The organism is Bradyrhizobium sp. LTSP885 (assembly GCF_000938305.1).
GTDB lineage: Bacteria > Pseudomonadota > Alphaproteobacteria > Rhizobiales > Xanthobacteraceae > Bradyrhizobium.
In genome coordinates, this window is sequence record NZ_JYMT01000021.1 from 301,553 (window position 1) to 321,747 (window position 20,195).

17 protein-coding genes, 1 tRNA gene and 1 pseudogene are annotated in these 20,195 nt (G+C 62.7%); 7 read left to right on the top strand and 12 right to left on the bottom strand.

Annotated features, from left to right (window positions below; all coding sequences use genetic code 11):
• Positions 1–62 precede the first annotated feature (62 nt).
• Positions 63–1,043, bottom strand: coding sequence for an RluA family pseudouridine synthase (locus tag UP09_RS15370; RefSeq protein WP_044539201.1), 981 nt, complete (start codon positions 1,041–1,043; stop codon positions 63–65).
• 47 nt (positions 1,044–1,090) lie between these two features.
• On the opposite strand from UP09_RS15370, the gene UP09_RS15375 reads away from it, so the two are divergent.
• From UP09_RS15375 to UP09_RS15385, 3 genes are all read left to right on the top strand, one after another.
• Positions 1,091–1,426, top strand: coding sequence for a hypothetical protein (locus UP09_RS15375; RefSeq protein ID WP_044539018.1), 336 nt, complete (start codon positions 1,091–1,093; stop codon positions 1,424–1,426).
• A 127-nt stretch (positions 1,427–1,553) separates the two neighbouring features.
• On the top strand, positions 1,554–2,204 hold the full coding sequence (locus tag UP09_RS15380) for a QcrA and Rieske domain-containing protein (RefSeq protein WP_044539019.1): 651 nt from the start codon (positions 1,554–1,556) through the stop codon (positions 2,202–2,204).
• Positions 2,205–2,269: 65 nt separating this feature from the next.
• Positions 2,270–4,000 (top strand): methanol/ethanol family PQQ-dependent dehydrogenase, encoded by a 1,731-nt coding sequence (locus tag UP09_RS15385; protein ID WP_044539020.1) that lies wholly within the window; start codon positions 2,270–2,272, stop codon positions 3,998–4,000.
• A gap of 60 nt (positions 4,001–4,060) precedes the next feature.
• Here the strand turns inward: UP09_RS15385 and UP09_RS15390 are convergent, their stop codons facing one another.
• The 3 genes from UP09_RS15390 to UP09_RS15400 are packed head-to-tail and all read right to left on the bottom strand — an operon-like array spanning position 4,061 to position 7,170.
• Complete coding sequence (locus UP09_RS15390) at positions 4,061–4,333, bottom strand: hypothetical protein (RefSeq protein ID WP_044539021.1); 273 nt, start codon at positions 4,331–4,333, stop codon at positions 4,061–4,063.
• A 55-nt stretch (positions 4,334–4,388) separates the two neighbouring features.
• Positions 4,389–6,716, bottom strand: a complete 2,328-nt coding sequence (locus UP09_RS15395; protein ID WP_044539022.1) for a xanthine dehydrogenase family protein molybdopterin-binding subunit — start codon at positions 6,714–6,716, stop codon at positions 4,389–4,391.
• A 1-nt stretch (position 6,717) separates the two neighbouring features.
• Positions 6,718–7,170 carry a (2Fe-2S)-binding protein gene (locus UP09_RS15400; RefSeq protein WP_044539023.1) on the bottom strand — a complete coding sequence of 151 codons (453 nt, stop codon included), beginning with the start codon at positions 7,168–7,170 and terminating at the stop codon, positions 6,718–6,720.
• A 512-nt stretch (positions 7,171–7,682) separates the two neighbouring features.
• Between UP09_RS15400 and UP09_RS15405 the strand changes: the two genes are divergently transcribed.
• Positions 7,683–7,757 (top strand) — tRNA-Glu (locus tag UP09_RS15405).
• Between the two features lie 161 nt (positions 7,758–7,918).
• On the opposite strand, the gene UP09_RS15410 is transcribed toward UP09_RS15405, so the two are convergent.
• The 7 genes from UP09_RS15410 to UP09_RS15435 form a co-directional block, all read right to left on the bottom strand.
• A complete protein-coding gene (locus tag UP09_RS15410) occupies positions 7,919–8,845 on the bottom strand; it encodes an amino acid ABC transporter substrate-binding protein (RefSeq protein ID WP_082070138.1) in 927 nt (308 codons plus the stop codon).
• A 53-nt stretch (positions 8,846–8,898) separates the two neighbouring features.
• Positions 8,899–11,574: a bifunctional diguanylate cyclase/phosphodiesterase gene (locus UP09_RS15415; RefSeq protein ID WP_052833105.1), complete on the bottom strand. Its 2,676-nt coding sequence runs from the start codon at positions 11,572–11,574 to the stop codon at positions 8,899–8,901.
• A 486-nt stretch (positions 11,575–12,060) separates the two neighbouring features.
• On the bottom strand, positions 12,061–13,071 hold the full coding sequence (locus UP09_RS15420) for a hypothetical protein (RefSeq protein WP_044539024.1): 1,011 nt from the start codon (positions 13,069–13,071) through the stop codon (positions 12,061–12,063).
• Positions 13,072–13,247: 176 nt separating this feature from the next.
• Positions 13,248–14,105, bottom strand: coding sequence for an urea carboxylase-associated family protein (locus UP09_RS15425; protein WP_044539204.1), 858 nt, complete (start codon positions 14,103–14,105; stop codon positions 13,248–13,250).
• Positions 14,106–14,207: 102 nt separating this feature from the next.
• Positions 14,208–15,209, bottom strand: a complete 1,002-nt coding sequence (locus UP09_RS15430; protein ID WP_044539205.1) for a 4-hydroxyproline epimerase — start codon at positions 15,207–15,209, stop codon at positions 14,208–14,210.
• 91 nt (positions 15,210–15,300) lie between these two features.
• Positions 15,301–15,447 carry a hypothetical protein gene (locus UP09_RS37635; protein ID WP_156164612.1) on the bottom strand — a complete coding sequence of 49 codons (147 nt, stop codon included), beginning with the start codon at positions 15,445–15,447 and terminating at the stop codon, positions 15,301–15,303.
• Positions 15,448–15,620: 173 nt separating this feature from the next.
• Positions 15,621–17,543 carry a VWD domain-containing protein gene (locus UP09_RS15435; protein ID WP_044539025.1) on the bottom strand — a complete coding sequence of 641 codons (1,923 nt, stop codon included), beginning with the start codon at positions 17,541–17,543 and terminating at the stop codon, positions 15,621–15,623.
• Here UP09_RS15435 and UP09_RS38535 point away from each other — a divergent pair.
• Complete coding sequence (locus UP09_RS38535) at positions 17,542–17,907, top strand: hypothetical protein (RefSeq protein WP_245301999.1); 366 nt, start codon at positions 17,542–17,544, stop codon at positions 17,905–17,907. The genes UP09_RS15435 and UP09_RS38535 overlap by 2 nt on opposite strands.
• Positions 17,850–18,182 (top strand): annotated as a pseudogene (locus tag UP09_RS38540) (NAD(P)-dependent oxidoreductase); the annotation flags it as partial. The gene UP09_RS38535 and the pseudogene UP09_RS38540, both read left to right, overlap by 58 nt.
• 13 nt (positions 18,183–18,195) lie before the next feature.
• Here the strand turns inward: UP09_RS38540 and UP09_RS15450 are convergent.
• Positions 18,196–19,506 carry an MFS transporter gene (locus UP09_RS15450; protein ID WP_044539028.1) on the bottom strand — a complete coding sequence of 437 codons (1,311 nt, stop codon included), beginning with the start codon at positions 19,504–19,506 and terminating at the stop codon, positions 18,196–18,198.
• 90 nt (positions 19,507–19,596) lie between these two features.
• Between UP09_RS15450 and UP09_RS15455 the strand changes: the two genes are divergently transcribed.
• Positions 19,597–20,190, top strand: coding sequence for a TetR/AcrR family transcriptional regulator (locus tag UP09_RS15455; protein WP_044539029.1), 594 nt, complete (start codon positions 19,597–19,599; stop codon positions 20,188–20,190).
• Positions 20,191–20,195 lie beyond the last annotated feature (5 nt).

Below are 20,195 nucleotides of genomic sequence, written 5' to 3' on the forward strand. Positions count from 1 at the left end.
TCACGTCCCCGTGTGGCAGTTATAACCTATTGTCATAACTGGATTTTCCAGAAAGGGGTGCGTCATACCGCCGCTGCCAGCGCCCGTTGCAGGAGAAGCAAATCCTCCGGCAAAGCCCGTTCCCAGCGCAAAAGTTCCCCGGTCCGGGGGTGCTCCAAAGCCAGCAGATAGGCGTGAAGGGCCTGCCGGCCGAGGGTGGTGAGTGATTCTTTACCTTCCGCGCTGAGCTGCCCCGCCTTGGTTTTGAAATGGGCGCCGTAGACGCTGTCGCCCAACAGCGGATGGCCGATATGGGCGAGGTGGACCCGGATCTGATGGGTTCGCCCGGTCTCGAGCTGGCAGGCCAACAGCGAAGCGACCGGCTTGCCGTCGCGGCCGGCAAAGCTTTGCCGCAGCTCGAAATGGGTGATGGCCTCGCGGCCGCCCTGGCGCACCGCCATCTTCTCGCGGGCATGCGGGTGGCGATCGATCGGCGCATCGACGGTGCCGTGGGGGCGGTTCGGCACCCCCCAGGCGAATGCCATATAGCCGCGCTCCATCGGGCCGGTGCGGCCATGATCGGCGAATTGCGCGGTCAGCGACTGGTGGGCCTGGTCGTTCTTGGCGACGACCATCAGGCCCGTGGTGTCCTTGTCGAGACGGTGCACGATGCCCGGCCGTTTGACGCCGCCGATGCCGGACAGGCTGGAGCCGCAATGGGCGATCAGCGCGTTGACCAGCGTTCCCGTGGGGTGGCCGGCCGCGGGATGCACGACGAGGCCCTTCGGCTTGTCGATGACGATGATGTCGTCGTCCTCGAACACGATATCGAGCGCGATGTCCTCGCCCTGCGGCTCGGCGGCGACCGCCTCCGGCACGTCGATTATGATCGTATCGCCCTTGGTGACATGATAAGCGGGGTCGCGGATTGCGGCGTCCTTGACGGTCACGGAACCGGCGAGGATCAGCGCCTTCAGCCGGGACCGCGACAGCTCGGGGGTGCGCTGTGCCAGCACGCGGTCGAGCCGCGCCGACGCCTCGTCGCCGGCGACGATGACCTCCAGCTTCCGACCGTTATTCGAAGAGACCTGTTGCAAAGAAGAGCCTTGTGATGACCGACACCGCTGTGACCGAACCGACCCCCGACCAGGCCGCACTGATCGCACGGGTGCGGCGCATGATGCTGATCGCGGGCCTGACGTCGGCACTGGCGGTGGCCGTCTTGTTGATCGCCATCGGCTACCGCCTTTATCGCAGCGAGGGAAGCCCCGTTTCCGTATCCGAGGTCACTGCTGCGCTGCCGAAGGGCGCCCGTATCGTCTCGACCGGCGTCGCCGGCGAGCGATTGGTGGTGACGCTTGATATAGGCGGTGCAACCGAGATCCGCACATTTGATGCAAAGACGCTGAAACCTGTCGGCAGGCTGACCTTCGTCAGCGAACCCTGACCGCAGCCGTCGCGAACGCCAGACCGTCGATCAACCCAAAGCTGCAAAGCATTTTTTGCACCTGCGTTGATGCATCGAGATGGCACGCCGCCATCATTTAGGCCGAGTTGCACGTTCAGTTTGAGCCATGTCGGAGTCCAACCTCAGCGTTTCCATCGAAGCGACCGGAGAATCCGATCCGGCGGTTCCGTGCGCAGACCCGACACGTCGCGCGCTGCTGCTGACGGCGCTGGCAGGTTGCGCCTGTCTTGCGGCGATCGAACCCGCCGCCGCGGACGATGAGCAGCAGCCCGGCGCCAGTGAGCGGCCGCAAAAAGCCGATCTGCTGGTCCGCGCCGAGGGCGACCGAGCTGGCGAAATCATCAAGGCGGCGGACCTGACACTCGGTGGGCCGCCGCTGCGTGCCTGGCCGAAGGACCCGAAAACCTCCGTCATCCGCAACGGCTCGCGGCTGAACGAGGTCGTTCTCGTCAAGCTCGACCCCAGCGAATTCGACGACGTCACGCGCGCCCGCGCGCCTGATGGGATCGTCTGCTACTCCGTCATCTGCTCGCACGCCGGATGTCCGATCACGGCCTGGGTGAAGCAAGAGCAGGGCGACAAAACCGTTCTCAAATGCATGTGTCACAATTCCGAATACGATCCGCGGCAGAGTGCGCAGGTGGTATTCGGACCGGCGCCACGGCGTCTGGCGGCACTGCCGCTGACGGTCACCGACGGCGCGATATCAGTCGCAGCAAATTTCATCGGGAAGGTGGGTGTTCAGCAGGGAGGATGAGGCCGCATCGGGATTTCTGCACGACCTAAACTGAAAAAATAAACAGAACAGGGAGGTAGCATCTCATGACCAGGAAGCAGTTGATATTGTCGAGCTGTGTCGCGTTCACGTGCATCGTCTCGACTTGTGCGGTCGCAGGGCCGATCGAAAACTACAGTCCGGTGACGTCTCAGCGTCTCGAAAATCCGGAACCCGGCAACTGGATGCTCTATCGCCGGACCTATGACGGACAGGGTTACAGTCCGCTCGACCAGATCAACACCTCGAACGTCAAGGGCCTCAAGCCGGTCTGGACCTTCTCCACCGGCGTCCTCGAGGGTCACGAAGCGCCGCCGATCGTCAACAACGGCGTGATGTTCGTCGCGACCCCGATGGGGCAGGTGATCGCGCTCAACGCCAAGAGCGGCGAGGAATATTGGCGCTACAAGCGTCAGCTCCCCGACGATCTGTTCCAGTTGCATCCGACCAGCCGCGGTGTCGGCCTGTGGCAGGACAAGCTCTATCTCGCCACCACGGACGATCATGTCGTCGCGCTCGACGCCAAGACCGGCAAGGTGGTCTGGGACACCAAGGTGCAGGACTACAAGAAGGGGCAGTATTTGACGCTGATGCCGCTAGTGGTCGACGGCAAGGTGATCGTCGGCGGCTCTGGTGGTGAGTTCGGCGTGCGTGGCTATGTCGTCGCCTACGACGCCAACAGCGGCAAAGAGCTCTGGCGCACCTTCACCATTCCCGGCGAAGGCGAGCCGGGCCACGAGACCTGGAGCGGCGACGACTGGAAATCGGGCGGCGGATCGGCCTGGATGACCGGCACTTACGACAGGGACAACAAGACGGTCCTCTGGGGCGTCGGCAACGCCGCGCCGTGGCCGGGTTCGATGCATGCCGGGGACAATCTCTACACCAGTTCGGTGATCGGCCTCGATCCCGAGACCGGCAAGATCACGAAACACTTCCAGTATCACCAGAACGATTCCTGGGACTGGGACGAGGTCGATGCGCCGATGCTGGTCGACCTGCAACGCGACGGACGCACGTTCAAGAGCCTGATCCATCCGGGACGCGACGCGATCTTCTGGGTACTCGAGAACACGCCGGACAAGATCAACTACGTCTCCGGCTGGCCGTTCGTGAAGACCAATGTCTGGAAGGGCATCGAGGCCGAAACCGGCCGGCCGATCCTCGATCCCGACCACAAGCCCGTGCTCGGCAAGCGGGTCGAGTTCTGTCCGTCGCTATGGGGCGGCAAGGACTGGCCGTCGGCGGCCTACAGCCAGAACACCAAGCTGGTCTATGTTCCCGCCAACGAAAACTTCTGCGGCGGCTTCACCGGCGAGAAGCAACCGCTGGTTCCCGGCCAGCTCTGGCTCGGCACCAAGCCGGAAGACATCGGGCTGACACCTGCCCCCAATGCCGATCACTTCGGCGAGTTGCAGGCGTGGGATCCGGCCACCGGCAAGAAGGTCTGGCAGCACGACTTCAAGACTTCGCAATTGTTCGGCGCGGTGACCGCGACCGCCGGCGACCTCGTGATGGTCGGCGGCACCAATGACCGCAACTTCCGCATCTTCAACGCCAAGACCGGCGAGCTGTTGTGGGAGCAGAAGACCAACTCCGGCATCATGGCGATGCCGATCTCCTACGAAGTCGACGGCACGCAATACATCGCGGTCCAGTCGGGCTGGGGTGTCGACGCACAGCGCATCCAGGATGCACTGGCCGGCAAGGTTGCGGGCTTCGAGAACAACGTGCCGCAAGGCGGAGTCGTCTGGGTCTTCGCGCTCGACAAGAAGTAACGGCAACGATCGGGGGCGACCGGAAGGCGGCGGATGGGGAGTCCGCCGCCTTCTGCGCGCCTATTTGCCTTTGGTGTCGACCTTTTGCTTCTCGTCGTCGTTCATCTTCTTGATGGTCGGATCACGGCTGGTCTCGCCGGTGGCCTGTCCGGTGGTCGATGGCGGGCCGTTGCCTGGAACCGAAGTCTGGTCGGGCAGCACCCGCGCGGGGCGCGTTGCCGTCGTGCTCGGCGGCGAATTGCTCTGTGCGAACACGGCCTGCGTGCTGAAAAGAAAGACGCCCGCGACCATGGTTGCCGCGAGCGTCCAAAACATCGTCGAAGGGGTTCTCATCGGTCTACTCCTGTCAGATCGATGAGAACGGCCCGTTTCGCCTAACGTTCCTCCGTCAGGTCTCCAGCTGCTTGCCGATCGGAAGCGCGCGGATGCGCTTTCCGGTGGCGGCGAAGATCGCGTTGATCAAAGCCGGTGCGAACGGCGGCACGCCGGGCTCGCCGACGCCGCTCGGTGGTGTGCCGGGTCCCGGCGGCACGATGTGGACGTTGGTCACCGCAGGGGATTCGTCGATCCGGATCACCGGGAAGTCGTCGAAATTGCTCTGCTGCACCTTGCCGTCCTTGAAGCTGATCTCGCCATATTTGGCGAGGCTCAGCCCCATGATCGCAGCACCTTCGATCTGCGACTGGATACGCTCCGGGTTGACATAGGTGCCGCAATCGATCGCGGTATCGACCCGCGGCACGGTGAGCTTGCCTTTCTCGTCGACCGCCACCTCGACAATGGTCGCGATGTAGCTGACGAACGAGCGATGCACGGCGATGCCGAGGCCGTGGCCCTTTGGCACAGTGCGTCCCCACTCGCCTTTTTCGGCGACCAGTTCGACCACCTTGCGCAACCGCGCGGTGTCGATCGGGTAGCTGTCATAGGGCTCGCCATAGTTCCATGGATCCTTCACCGAGGACAGGTTGACGATCCGTGGGCTGCCGATCAGCTCCAGCAGCATGTCCTTCTGGTCGCGGCCCGTCGCATGCGCGATCTCGGCTGCCATCGATTGCACCGCGAACGCCCGCGGGATGTTCGACACCGAGCGGAACCAGCCGATCCGCGTGAACGCGGCGGCTTCCGGATTCTCGCACTGCAAATTGGCGATCTCGAACGGGTTGTCGATCAGGCCCATGCCGAGCTCGAACGGCGCTTCATGATTGGCGCCGGCCGCAAAGGTGGACGCGATGGTCGGCGCCACGCTGCGGTGCCGCCATGCGATCACCTTGCCGTTCTTGTCCAAACCCGCCTCGATGCGCTCGACCGAGACCGTGTGCAGGAAGTCGTGATGCACATCGTCCTCACGCGTCCATTGCACCTTGACCGGCGCGCCGAGCTCCTTCGACAGCAGCGCCGCCTCGATCGCGAAATCGCACTTCGATTTGCGCCCGAAACCGCCGCCGAGCAGCGTCACGTTGACGGTGACATTGTCCTCGGGGATACCGAGCGTCTTGGCGACGTCCTCACGGGTGCCGCCGGCGCTCTGCACCGGCGCCCAGATCTCGCATTTGTCGCCGGTAACGTTGGCGACCGCGACCGGCGGCTCCATGCTGACATGGGCGAGATGCGGCAGGTAGTATTCGCCTGTTATAACCTTGTCGGCGGTCTTGAGCGCCGCATCGGCATCGCCGTCCTTGCGCACGACGAGGCCAGGCTTTCGCGCGGCTTCCTCGAGCGAGGCACGATAGGTCGCGGAGTCGTATTTGCCGTTGGCGCCGTCGTCCCAGACGATCTTCAGCGCGTCGCGGCCCTTGATCGCGGCACCGGTGTTGCGCGCGATCACGGCCACGCCGCCGAGCGGCTGGAATTTTGACGGCCACGGCCAGCCCTTGACCTCCATCACCTTCTCGACACCGGAGATTTTCATCGCGGCGCTGTCGTCGAACGATTTGAGCTTGCCGCCGGTGACGGGCGGACGCGCGATCACGGCATACTTCAGGCCGGGCAGGCGGGTATCAGCACCGTAATGCGCCTTGCCGGTGGTGATGTCGTGGAGATCGACGATGGAGACCTCGCCCTTGCCGAGGTAGCGAAAGTCCTTCGGGTCCTTCAGCTTGAGGCCTGCGATATCAGGCACCGACTCCTTGGCGGCGTCGGCGGCGAGATCACCGAAGCCGATGCGGCGTCCGCTCGCGCTATGGACGACCTCATGTTTCTCAGCCTTCACCTCGGTGACCGGCACGCCCCACTTCTTCGCCGCCGCGGCCTCCAGCATCGCGCGTGCCGCCGCGCCGATCTGGCGCATCGGGATCAGATAGTGCCGCGTGCTGCGGGAGCCGTCGGTATCCTGGTTGCCGAACTTGACCTCGTCGCCATGCGCCTGCTGGACACGGACGCGCGACCAGTCGGCTTCCATTTCCTCGGCAACGATCAGCGGCAGGCTGGTGCGAACGCCGGTTCCCATCTCTGCACGGTGCGCCAGGATGGTGACGATGCCGTCGGGCGCGATCGCCACGAACACGCGTGGATCGACCACGACGCCATGCGGCATCTTGCCGGCGCCGGTTTCATAGGCGAAGGCAGGCCGTGACATCACGGGTGCGGCGAGCACGAAGCTGCCGGCGATGCCGAGGCCCTTCAGGATGCTGCGGCGCGAAAGGTTCTCGACCTTGATGTGCTTCTCGAAGCCGCGAAGCTTGCGAGAGTTTGTCGGCATGTTGGTGCGGATGTTCATGTCACACCCCCGTCGAAGCGAGATGCACGGCATTCTCGATCCGCTGGTAGCAGCCGCAGCGGCAGATGTTGCCCGCCATGGCCTCGCGGATCTGGTCGTGCGAGGGCTTTGGATTCTCGGTCAGCAGCGCCGCCGCCTGCATGATCTGGCCGGCCTGGCAGTAGCCGCACTGCGGAACATTGACCTGGCGCCAGGCCTTCTGCACCGGATGATCGCCGGTCGGGTGCAGGCCCTCGATGGTGGTGACCTCGCGGCCGACCACGTCTGATACCGATGTGATGCAGGCGCGCACCGCCTGCTTGTCGACGATCACGGTGCAGGCGCCGCACAGCGCCTGGCCGCAGCCGAATTTGGTGCCGGTCATTCCCGCTTCGTCGCGGAGATACCAAAGCAGCGAGAGATCCGGGTCGCCATCCCAATTCTGTTCCTGGCCGTTGATTTTGAGCTTGATCATGGTCTGTCCTCGCTCTGTTTAAGCTGTTGACCGGTGGGCGGTGTGAGGGACGGAACACATTTCCATTGTCCGGCGGCCGCGCTGATGTTGGTTTGCCAAGATGTTGGTGAGCCAGTTTGCCGTGCGCCAAAGGCTTGCGCTTTGTTCCAGGCACTCCTCTCGCTTCCCGGCGCCCGGCATGGCGCAGCATGGTGACGCGGCGATGCTATCAGACGTCGACGCTGCGTGACTTCACAGCCAGGTGTTTTGCATTTTGGTTTGTCAAAAGCGGGGCCGCGGATCACGGTGCCATGACGCACGTGCGAGCTTTGCGCGATGTGCGGACGCCGGGCCGGCTCTGTCCTCCGCGCCGATCGCGGCATGGGGCTCGGGACCCCGGCAGGCCCACGGGGGTCGATTTTGGCGCCGAAAATGCCCCTTGGGACGTAAAGCATGCGGTGACAAAACCCCCACCGCAATGCACAAGGCATCTTGCAGGGAGCCGATTTCAAGGCTATTGGCTTCCCTCCAACGCTCCCTTCGTCTAGCGGTTAGGACGTGGCCCTCTCAAGGCCGAAACAGGGGTTCGATTCCCCTAGGGAGCGCCATTTGCGACAGAACTGCGAACGACAGTGTTGACCGACGTGAGGTCCCGACGCCAACTGGCACGCTAGGCTATTGATCAGTCTGGCGGTGCAGCCGTCACTGTCGGACGCTTAATACCGTCCGTATCTCTTGAGGAATCGCCCGGCGCGACGAACTTGCCTGATCATTCCGCGGTATTTCGCATCGCATACATCTCTGGGTCACCGCTATCGGACGGCTTCGCGAGCACGCGCTTCAGCGCGGCACTCATCGGGACATTGAGATTCATTCCGTTCGGAGGAATCGGGTTGAGAAACCATTTAGCGTAGAGCTTGTTGATATCGCCGTTGCGATAGATTGCCGCGAGCGCATCGTCAGCCACCTTCTTGAAGGCGGGATCGTCGCGCCGCAACAGGATACCGTACGGCTCAACCGACAGCGCCTCGTCCGACACGACGTAGTCGGCGGGCGCTGCCGAGTTGGCCACCAAGCCGTACAGCAGGATATCGTCCATGACGACTGCAGCCGCGCGATCGGATTCCAGCATGCGGAATGCCTCGAAATTGTCCTTGGCCGCAAGGATGGTGAGGCCAAGATGGCGCTGCTCATTAAGCTCACTGATTTGCTTGAGGTTGGTTGATGCGATGGTCGACACCACCGTTTTGCCCTTGAGGTCATCCAGGGTCCGCAGATGAGCGGCTACCTTGGAGACGAACCGATTGGCGGCGACGAAATACGTAGACGAGAATGCCACGACCTTTTGCCGTTCGAGGTTGTTGGTCATTGTGTCGCATGCGAGATCGATCTTCTCGCTCAATATCGAGGGAATACGAAGCGCCGGCGTGATTGGCACTAGCTTGACCTCGAGCTTTGCCAGGCCGAGGTTGGCCTTCACAGCGTCGGCAATGACGTAGCAGAGGTCCACCGCGTAGCCCACGACCTTCTCGTTTTTGTCGTAATAGGAGAAGGGGATCGACGATTCACGATGTCCGAGCGTGATGATTCCGGTACTCCTGATCTTCTCCAGCGTGCCCGTCGGCTGCTGAGCGATCGCCGCATCGCCTGCGATGCACAGTGCAGTTGCGGCCAGGATCAATTTTAAGCGCGTCATTCCGCCTCCTCGCCGGGATCCCCGGTTCATCTTCACAACATCCATCAGGCGTCCTACGCCTTTAACGTCCGGCTCGCCGGCAGGCCGCGCCGCTCCGGGCTGGCTGGCCGGCCCACGACCTCCGCATAGCCATCGATCGAAGCCGGTCTTCCGATCAGGAAGCCCTGCACGAGATCGCAACCGGCACTGATGAGCACATTGAGCTGGGCCCGCGTCTCGACGCCCTCAGCGGTCACTGGAAGCTCGAGCCCGCGTGCCAGTCCAATGACACCACGCAACAGGGCCTTCGATTGCGCGCTGCGTTCGAGGTTCGATATGAAGCTGCGGTCGATCTTGATCATGTCGAACGGAAACGCCTGCAGATACGACATCGATGAGTAGCCGGTGCCAAAATCGTCGAGTGCGATGCGCACGCCCAGCGATTTGAGGCGCCGCAGGATCGACACCGCGCGGGAGAAATCGTCGATCAGAACGCCTTCCGTGATCTCCAACTCGAGTCGGCCGGCGTCCAGACCGGTTTCGATCAGAGTCTCGTGAACCAGCCGCACGATGTCGTCGTTGCGAAACTGCATCGGCGACAAATTGACGGAAATCTGCAGCCGGTTCGGCCAGGACGCGGCTTCGCGGCACGCGGCACGAAGGATCCATTCACCCATCGCGACGATCTGCCCGCTCTCTTCCGTGAGTGGAATGAAGATTCCGGGTGAAACCACCCCGCGGCTCGGATGGTGCCAGCGGACCAGCGCTTCAAAGCCCACGATCTCGCCGTCGCTCTTCGCCAGCGGTTGATAATCGAGCCGCAGTTCGTCGTTGGCGAGAGCAGATTGCAGATCGTGCTGCAATTCGCGCCGATCGCGCAACTGCGCAGCCATGTCGGCCTCGAAGAATCGGATCGTATCGCGTCCTTCGGCCTTGGCGCGGTAGAGCGCCATATCCGCGTTGGCGAGAAGGATCGCCGGGTCGGTCCCATCAACCGGACAAGACGCGATGCCGATGCTCAGTCCAATGCGCAGTTGTCGTCCGGTGATCTCAATGTCGCCGCTCAGCGCGGTCTTGAGGTGCTGAGCGAGCTGATCCACGGCCGCGGTCTGCGCGTCGCCGACGGTGATCACGATGAACTCGTCGCCGCCGACGCGTGCCAGGAAAGCACCTTCCGCAACGGCTTGCAGACGCCGCGCCACCTCGCGTAGCAGCGCATCGCCGACCAGATGGCCGTAAAGGTCGTTGACCTCCTTGAAGCGGTCGAGGTCGAGGCAGAGGATCGCGAATGTCCCGGCCGCGCGCAGGGTCTCATCGATGGTCGTCGCCAGATAGTCGGAAAACGCCGCACGATTGTGCAGACCGGTCAGTGAGTCGTGATGAGCAATGTGCGCGATCCGTTTCTCGGCGCGCTTTTGCTCGGTGATATCCTCTACGGTGGTGACGAAGCCGCCGCCCGGCGCCGGCCGGAACACAGCCACCATCGCCCGCCCGTCGGCAAATTCCGTCACAGTACTCGCCGGCTCGCGGGCGGTGATGATAGCCATCATGCCGCGGAAGTACTCGTCGGGACCACTTCCGGGATGCAGGCCCTGTGAAACCTGATGGTCGAAGATATCGCGTAGCGCGGTTCCCGGCGTCGTGAGCTCGTGCGGCAGTTGAAACATCTCGGCATAGCGATCGTTGCACAGGATCAGGCGCCGGTGTTCGTCGTACATGCAGACGCCTTGCGACAGATTGTTCAGCGTCGAGTCCAACTGGATGCTTTGCCTGCGGAAAAACTGTACGACGACGGCGCCGGTCCCGCCGATCGCCACCACGAGGACGATGGTGAGCCCGATCAGATACCCGGCCTCGGTCCGCCAGTCGGCGAGCGCGGCAGCTACGGTCGTACTGGCTGTCAGATTGATCGGGAGGTTGGGAAGGCGCGCTTCCGCTATCAGCCGCTCGGAATCATCCGCCACATCGCGTTGCTGAGCCACGCCGCTGCCGGACCGCTGCGTCATCCCGTGAGGCAAGCTGCGGACAAGCGATTTTCCGATGATGGAATCGATATGCGGATAGCGCGCGAGCACTACGCCATCGTCACGAAGCAGCGCGGTCGACTCATAGGTCCCGCGTGAGAGCGTTCCAAAGGAGTCCTCGAAGTACTGCGATGCGACCGTGCCAACGACCAAGCCGAGGAATTCGCCGTTTGATCCCCTGAATTTACGGGCGAAGTATATGGTCCAGACGCCGGTCTGGCGATCGCGCACCGGTCTGCCGAGCATCGAGCTCAAGCGCGGGTTGGCCTTGAGCGCCTCAAAATAGTCCTGACCTGCGAAATTGAGTGGTGGGGTTGGCCAGACCTGCGACGAATTGATGAGCTCGCCATCCGCGCCGACCAGCATAACCGCTCCGATGTGGGGGAAGCCGCTGATCTTGTCCTTCAGCATCAGGTGGATGCCGCGTCCCACCATGGCGCGGGCGTAGAGCTCATCCGAGACGATCGCGAGCGTTTCCATGTATTCGATCAGGTTGGCCTCGATGAGGTCGATCGACTGGAAGTCACGCGCTGCCTGCCGGGCAAGTACGGTTGCGGTCGCCAGCAGCTGTTGTTTGCTTTGTTCGATCGCCTGATGACGCAGGTTGGACAGGATCAGGGCGATCACGCCAACCACCAGCGCGATCAGGAATGCGCCGCATAGCACGAGGACGACAATTGGGCGCGTCGAGGCGGTCCGGCGCGTCGGATGCGTTGTGCCCTCCAACGCCGAATTCGCTAACAGGCCGGTACGTAAGCGAAAAGCCCACGACATGATTCCAGCGATGGTCGACATCCTGGAAACTCTCGGTCCGGCTGGTTCGAATCGCGTTAACGGTAATGCATTAGCCGCGCGGGAACCTCAGCACGGTTAAGAATGGATGTTGTCGCCGCGCTTGCGGCCCGAAGGCGCCCCGGGGCTTGTCATTCGGCGCACGAGATTGCCCCTAAGCTGGGGGATCGGCGTCCAAAATTCGAACGCCGATTGAGATGCCTCCGCCCCTATCTGAATCCGGCCGAAGGGGCTGTTGCAGGGCATAGCGGCCGTTCAATACGGCATCGGCGATAGACGAAGAAAAATTATATAGCTATTTCAATGGTATATGAGTTCGCGGTTTTATTCTGAATGGCGCGCCATGCCCGGTCATCAATTCCGGCTGAAGCCGCTGGTGGTCCTTGATCAGACGCCAACCCCCGTCTAGTGCGATGGCCTTTACGAGAACATTCGCTCGATCCGCAAAAAGGCAGGCGAGGGGGCGCTATAACTAACAAGCCTCACGTCAAGGTCGAATCCAGACGCCAGCTTGAGAGCCCGCACCAAACCAGCTTCGATCCAGCTCTCGTCGTTTCCGAACGCACCTCCGCCAAGGCTCGTCAACAGAACAGTGTTGGAGCCGCTGCGCCGTGCATTCAGCGCAGCCGCCCAGACCGTCGCTTCGTATGCGGCCTCAAGAACCAAGCAGGCAAATCGCGCCCAGTGCCGCGGGCCATGTCGGCTGTAGGCCACGGGCAGCGCCGAGCAGAAGGCTTGTGAAACGACAGGAAACGGGCGGCCGGCGTCAGTTGCCTCGACATCCCAATGCAGCCCTATACGCAGACGGCTGCGCAGTTCATCTATTTCGTCGGGATTGCTACACTCGAGAACGTGGTCGATGGCGTCCAGACCTGAACTATGGGCGAGCGCGTAGCCATTCACCATAGACCAAAGCTCGCCCACGTCTGGCGCGAGGCGTCGGCGGAGCGCCGTACCGAGATCTGCCAAGGCGTCAAGCTGTCGATCCTTCGTTTGACCCAATCGGCCGCCGACCTTCGCGAAGTAATTTCGGTAGATCGTAGCCGCGCCAGCGGCCATCGCGCAGGCCGGCCCCTGTGTCCCATCATGTTGATAGATGGTCACGCCGTCTTCAGGGGTCTTGTTCGGCCCGATCATTTCCAACAGATTGAACTGGGAAGCAACCTGAAAGAGTGCGCCGGCAAATGCGCGATGCCAGTGCATCTCTCTGACGTCACCGCTGATGAGCGATACCTGCAGTCGACCGGATTCCGTATGGGCCGATCTCATTTGATTTCGAAGGTCGGACAGCGATGTTAGCTCCAAGAGACCGGTGCTATAGCTCATGCCGCTGACCAGCGAAGTCAGCTTGCCACGGCTCACCTTGAGCTTGGCACGGGTTGACGCATAGTCCGTCTCGATGAAGCCCGTCAGTCTCTCGAACCAGTCCAAATCAAAAGTCTCCGCGATGCCAAATCAGCCCGTACGACTAGTTGGAGCCGAAGGTGTAACCCGCCATCGTGTCGATTCATAAGGGCGGTAATTACGGGGTGCAGTCCACTGCACTTAACGCCTATTTTGGTGATTTAGTGCTGTCACCGCAATTCAACAGATGATCGCTGGCCTCGCTATCGGTGGGTCCCGGCATAAGCACTTGGGCTCGGATACACCCATTTGACCAGGCTATCCGGATCAGCCTGCCATACTTCCACCCTCAGTGGATAACAGAGAGCGGCATCGCTCGAATGGCTCGAGCTGCAATCGCCACCAGGACACGCCGATAAGGCCCCCAACAGATCGATCTCGGCGAAGAACTCGATGTAATCGCCTGGCCTCACGGGGCTGGCCTTCATGAAATACTGGTGGGTATCCCGTGTAAACCCCGTGCACATGAAGACATTCAGCACGTCATGCACATGATGCTCGGCCTCTTGCATCGAGATGCCCTTGGCCACCGAGAGTGCGCGCATCAGGTTCGAATGGCAGCAATGATGATAGTCGTCGCCTTTCAGGAGCCGGTTCGTGTAAGGATCGCAGCGTGTTCCGATGACGTCATGCACGCCAGCTCCGTCATCATCCCAACCGTACCAGCCTAGGGTATCGTAAGTAATGGTGGCCATCGGCCTCAGAGTGGGCAGGGTGCTCCACAGCCGATCGCCGACGCTGACATGGGTTGCGTGAAGCGCGCGGGTCTTGCCGCTGAAGAAACGCTCGGACAAGTTGTCTGCGTTCCAGAGATTGAGGTCGCCGACCTGGGAGCCCTCCATGCTGACAATTCGAAAGAAGTGCCCCCGGGGAACAGTGAAGCTGCGTGCGTCCCTGGGCGGAACGATGACCTCGCTCACCTTTCTCAGGGTTTGCCTCGCGGTATTCAACACATCGAAATCCGCGGATGGCAGGGTCTCGACCGGATAAACCACGACTGCGCGCTTGCTGCGTCTCTCGGTGGCATCCGCAGGCGCCGGGACTGATAACGATTTTGACATGAGGACCTCCTGATCCAACCGATATGCCCCTGACGCCTGGTTGGAATACGGTAACGGTCCAGCCCTGTCACCGTAACACCAGGGAATGTCGCCCTGGAGCGGTTACCTCACGGAAAAGCCGTGGGCATAAGGATCGCGGTCGTCGATGAAGATCGTATTGTAGCCGGTCATACGCGCCCAGCCGGCGATCGAAGGGACGATGGCATCTCGGCCGGCGGCCCTGGCGGCAGCCTCGACACGTCCCTTGAACAGCGAACCAATGATCGATTCGTGCACGAAGTCGTCTCCGACCTTGAGCCTGCCCCTTGCCGCAAGTTGCGCCATGCGCGCGGAGGTTCCGGTGCCGCACGGCGAGCGGTCGATGGCTTTATCGCCATAGAATACGGCGTTGCGGGCATGCGCCTCCGGTTTCGTCGGCTTGCCGGTCCACTGGATGTGGCTGAGACCATTGATCTCCGGGTGCTCGGGATGAACAAACGCGTACTTTGCGTTGAGCGCGGCGCGAAGGCGCGGCGACCACCCCACCAGTTCGCTCGCTGAATGGTCGGCGATATCCCGGAAATTCCTCTGCGGCTCGACGATGGCGTAGAAATTGCCGCCATAGGCGACGTCAACGACGATCTCGCCGAGACCGTCAACCTGCACTGTCAGTCCCTCCGCGTAGAGAAAGCTCGGAATATTTGTCAGCCGCACTTCCTCGACGAATCGGCCTTCCTGCCGATAGGTGATGTCGATTTTGCCGGCCGGAGCGTCGATCGATAGCTTTCCGGATTCGCGTGGCGTGATGAGGCCGTTCTCAATGCCCATGGTGATGGTGCCGATGGTGCCATGCCCGCACATCGGCAGACAGCCAGATGTCTCGATGAACAACACTGCGACGTCGCAATCGGGCCGCGTCGGTGGATAGAGGATCGCGCCCGACATCATGTCGTGACCGCGCGGCTCGTACATCAGGCCAGTGCGAATCCAATCGTAGTCCCGCTGGAAGTGAGCGCGCTTCTCGAGCATGTTCGCGCCTTCCAGGCGCGGCCCACCGCCGGAGACGAGCCGGACGGGATTGCCGCAAGTATGCCCATCGATGCATGCGAATGTGTGGGTTGCCATCTTTCCAAATCTCTGAGGCGCGGCGCGGGCATTCAGGTCGTCGATCAGGGGACGCAGGATCCCGACTCCGCTCACGCCATGTTCCCTCAAGTCAGTCACGAAAGCTATGCCGTACCACGCCCGGCCCGAAATCGGGCGTCAGCGTCGAGGTCGGCGCGCTCGACACGCCAGGCGATGAGGTTTCGCTGTCAGGCTGCCGCATGATCTGGAATGTGTGGTCGTCCTCGCGGTAGGACAAGATCGCCACCAGGCGAACGGCATCGACTCTACCTGTTGGGGGCGGGAGAAAGTCCGTGGGCAAGGGCCGCTCGAATCGATAACTCGATTTCGATGAGATGGGCGTTCGCAGTTTTATTCCGAGTGGCTCGCGCCCCGACGATCGTGGTCGTCGGGGCACGTCCGTGCGTGAGGTCAACGCGACTGAATGACCTGTTTCGGCTTGGGGGCGAACACGAAGGCGTCGGCCAGTTCGGGCTTGCCCATGACGGCCACGTCGAGAATGCAATCGTCGAGTGCCGTTGTCTCCTTCACACCCCTCTCGACGCAGGTCTTGCGGGCCTGCTCGGCTTTCGCCTTGTCCAGCTGTTCAGTGGTGAGCGCTGCGACGGCGCCGCTTGGCGTGGGGCGGCCTTTCTCGCTGAATAGCGATTCGTTCGTCTCCACGCGCCAGCTCTCGATGAAGTTGTCCAGCGCGAGTTTGGTGACGGGGCCCTTGATGGGCTTGTTGTCGCGCCCGACGAGAAGATGTGCCTCATCGGCGGGATTGCCGACGAGAAGGCCACGGGTGCTGGACGCGTTGGTGGCGCCGATCTGAACCGTGATGTCGACGTGATTGCCTTGCACGTCGACATGGACGATGTCGCCGATCGGGCGCGAGATGGTGTACACCGAACCTCGGTGCACGACGGTGACGTCGCCGGCAAGCTCGATCGAATTGCCGTCCTCGATCGCGCGAGGGGCGCCGTTGACCTCGGTTCCGTCAACGGTGACGACGAATTTGTCCGCGCCCATCTTGACGGCGGCCCCGGTATTGACCGCGATCGCCGGCTGGGTCGGCGGCGTGATCAGGATCTGGCGGACCTGCACCTGGAAGTCAGGGTCGGCCTGGGCCAGGATGAACTCGCCGGAATGCTGGAAATTGTAGTGAGCGCCGTGGAAGGTGGTCAAATGCGGGTCGCCGACGCTGACGCCGGCTGGCAACGCCCCGCCCCCGGACTCGGTGAAGACGATGGCAGGATTGGCGCCGCCGGTGGCCTTGCAGCCCCCGGTGAGGTTGAGATTGTTGCTCTCCGCCGTGGTGCCCGTGAAGGTCGACGCACAGTTCGGCGCGTTCGTTGTTCCGTTCACGGTCGCCACACGCAGCGTCAGCGAAGCGGTGGTGGTCGAGGTGAAGAAGGTCTCGGTGGAACAGCAATCACCGACCAGATTGTATTCGACGCCGGTCCATCCGCTCTCCAGATTGGAGATGCTCGGATTGGAGACCGAACTGAGCGTGCCGCTGGAGTCGGACGCGGTGACCGTGTCGTTGCCGCCCCCGGTCTTGCCGACGACGCGGAGGCTTCCGAGGTCGGACAAGGGCACCGCCGACGAATTCTGAGCGGGGACGTTCAGGAAGCATCCCGGCACCGTGTTCGGAACGCTGCCGTTGTAGAAACTCCATGCGGGGCTGCCCGCGGGCGTGCTTGGACAGCTGCTGTTGTGGTTGAGCAGCCAGTATTCGATGAAGACGCAGGGCGTCGAACCGCACTGCGTTTGGCTGAAGATGAACTGCACCCAGGCACAGTTCGTCAGGCTGCCGCAAACGCTGGGCGTGAAGGTGTTGGAGTTCATCTGCATGGCATAGGCGTTCGGATGAACGACCGACGTATCGCCGCCGATCGGGCCGAGCAGATCGACGACGCCCGAGACGTTGTCGAACGACCCGGTGACTTGCGAGATGTTGCCGCTGGTTACCGTCGCAAACCAGTCAGTGCCGTCTCCGACAGTATTGGGCCTGGCGCCCACGTGTTTCGGGTTGGGATTGCGCGGCGGCGGCAGGCACTTGGTCTCGACCCACTGCTCGTCGGGGAAATGCGCCTCGAAGCAGCCGGGCTTGTTGGGGTGGGTTGCCGACATACGCTCCTCGTAGGTCCGGCGCTGCTCTTCCGTGGGACGGACGCGCTCCGGCGGTGCGGCAGGCCGCTCCGCCGGAGGCCGGGGGCGTTCGGCTGGCGGTTGCGGCGTCTGGGCATGGCTGGCGGCGAGTGGAATCGCCACGCAGAGGGCAACGAGATACGGGGCAAGGCGCCACCGCTCGCCGAACTTCGACGGAACCGAGTTGCAAGATTGGGTCATGATTGATCTCCTTTGGTATGAGATCCCTATCGCCGCACGCAGGCCGTCCGGCGAATACGCCCTACGGCAAACGGTATTGCAATATGCAATTCAGGGTTGTTATCCAGCTCACAATCGATGGGTGAGTCTTGTTTCTCGATGTGTCGGAAGCGCCTTGAACCCACCGTGCGATTGGCTAGAAGGCGGCGCATGCGCGACTTGTGCGCTGGACCAGCTGAAGGATGCCACGATCGTGGCCACCAGTCATTCCCCCCAGCTTTCTCTCGCCAAGGACAAGATCCGGGTCCTGCTGCTCGAGGGCGTCAACGACATCGACGCCGCGCGCCGCAGCGGCACGAGCTACTCGCGCAGAGCGACGTCGTGAGCCTGCACGTGCCGGAGACGCCGGCCACGGCCGGGATGATCGGCCGCGATGAGATCGCGGCGATCAAGCAAGGCGCTTTTTTCATCAACACCAGCCGCGGCACGGTGGTCGACCTCGAGGCGCTTGCCGCCCAATATTACGAGACCGCGAATGATGTCGGCTACGTGGTGCTCGATGCCGACGCCTCGGCGGCGGACAGCCAGCGCGTGCTTGCCGATATTCGCGCGCTGGAAGGCACGATCCGCGCCCGGCTGCTCTATGAGTGCAGGATGTAGGCCCAGCGCCCCCTCACGCCGCGGCGAGCACCGGTTGCGTTGGCCGCCGGCCGATCATCAGCGACAGCACGGCCGCGAGGATGCCGGTCAGGCCTGCGATCATGAAGGCCTGCAGATAATCGCCCTGGGCGGAGCGCATGAAGCCGGCGAACAGCGCGGCGCAGGCGGCGCCGAGCTGATGGCCGGCGACCACCCAGCCGAACACCAGCGGCGCGTTCTTGTCGCCGAACGCTTCGTTGGCGATGCGCACGGTCGGCGGCACGGTCGCGATCCAGTCGAGACCATAGAACACCGCGAACACCGACAGGCTGACCAGCGAGAAATCCGAATAGGGCAGGTAGATCAGCGACAGGCCCCGCAGTCCGTAATACAGGAACAGCAACTTGCGCGGATCGAAACGGTCGGTAAGCCAGCCCGACAAGGTGGTGCCGAACAGGTCGAAGAATCCCATCAACGCGAGCAGGCTCGCCGCCTGCACCTCGACGATGCCATGGTCGCCGCAGAACGCGATCAGATGGGTGCCGACGAGGCCGTTGGTGGTGAAGCCGCAGATGAAGAAGGTGGCGAACAGGAACCAGAACGTCCGCGTCTTCGCGGCGCGCGCGAGGTTTAAGAACGCTGATGTGAACGGATTGCCCTCAGCCTTCGGCGCGGGATGATCGTCGTGCGGGCTGCCGAACGAGCGCAACCCGACCGAGGCGGGCCGCTCGGGCACCAGAACATACACCAGCGGAATCAGCGCCGCGCAGCACGCGGCCACCGTCAGGACCACCGGCTTCCAGCCGCCCCATTCCACCAGCGCCGCGAGGCCCGGCATGAATATCAGCGTGCCGGTCGCGGTGCTCGCCGTCAGCAGCCCCATGACGAGCCCGCGATTGGTGGTGAACCAGCGATTGACGATGGTGGCGCCGAGCACGTTGGCGACCGCGCCCGAGCCGATGCCGGAGAGCAGTCCCCATGTCAGGAACAATTGCCACGGCGCGGTCATGAAATAGCTGGCGCCTGTTGACGCCGACATCAGCGCGAGCGCGCCCAGCACCGTGCGGCGGATGCCGAAGCGCTGCATGACGGCCGCGGCGAACGGACCCGCGAGGCCATAGAGGAAGATGCCGATCGCAGCCGACGATGAGATCACGCCGACGTTCCAGCCGAAGGCCTGTTGCAGCGGCAGCATCAGCACGCCCGGCGTGGCGCGCAGGCCCGCCGAGGACAGCAGCGCCAGGAAGATCACGGCGACGACGACGAAGGCGTATTTCTGGCCGAACGGGCGTCTCGACACGGGGGCGGGTTGTAGGGAGGTGGGTTGAAGTGGGGAATTTGGCATGTTACTTACCGGTACGTATTGCGATGCGGAATGTATACGTACCGGTAAGTAACATTGTCAAGCGTGCCGCGGGAGGATTCGGAGAGCATCATGAAGAAAACCGTCGCACCGTCTGTGGGACGTCCGGCGCGGGCCGCCGACCGGATCCGTGCTTCCGCGAGCGAGCTGTTCTATCGCGAGGGCATCCGCGCTGTCGGCGTCGACGAGGTGGTCGACCGGGCCGGCGTCACCAAGCCGAGCCTCTATCGCAGCTTCGCGTCCAAGGACGATCTCGCGGCCGCCTATATGCGCGACTACGACCTGAACTTCTGGGAGAATTTCGAGAAGCCAAACGGAAAATCCTATCATGATGCGCGTGAGCACGTGCTCGCCTATATTCGTGAGCTGTCCGCGCGCGCCGTGTGCAAGGGCTATCGCGGCTGCGGCCTCAGCAACGCCACCGTGGAATATCCGGCGCGGGACAATCCTGCGCGGCAGGTCGCCGAAGCCCACAAGAAAGTCTTTCGCAAGCGCCTGCGCGAGCTCGCCGCCGCGATGGGCGCGCGTCATCCCGCCATGCTCGGCGACGCCCTGCTGTTGCTGATCGAAGGCATCTACGTCACCGGCCAGCAGTCGGAAGAGGGGCCGGCGCAATCGGCGTTCGCGGTGGCGAAGCTGCTGATCGATGCGAGCGTGAAGGCGTGAGGTGG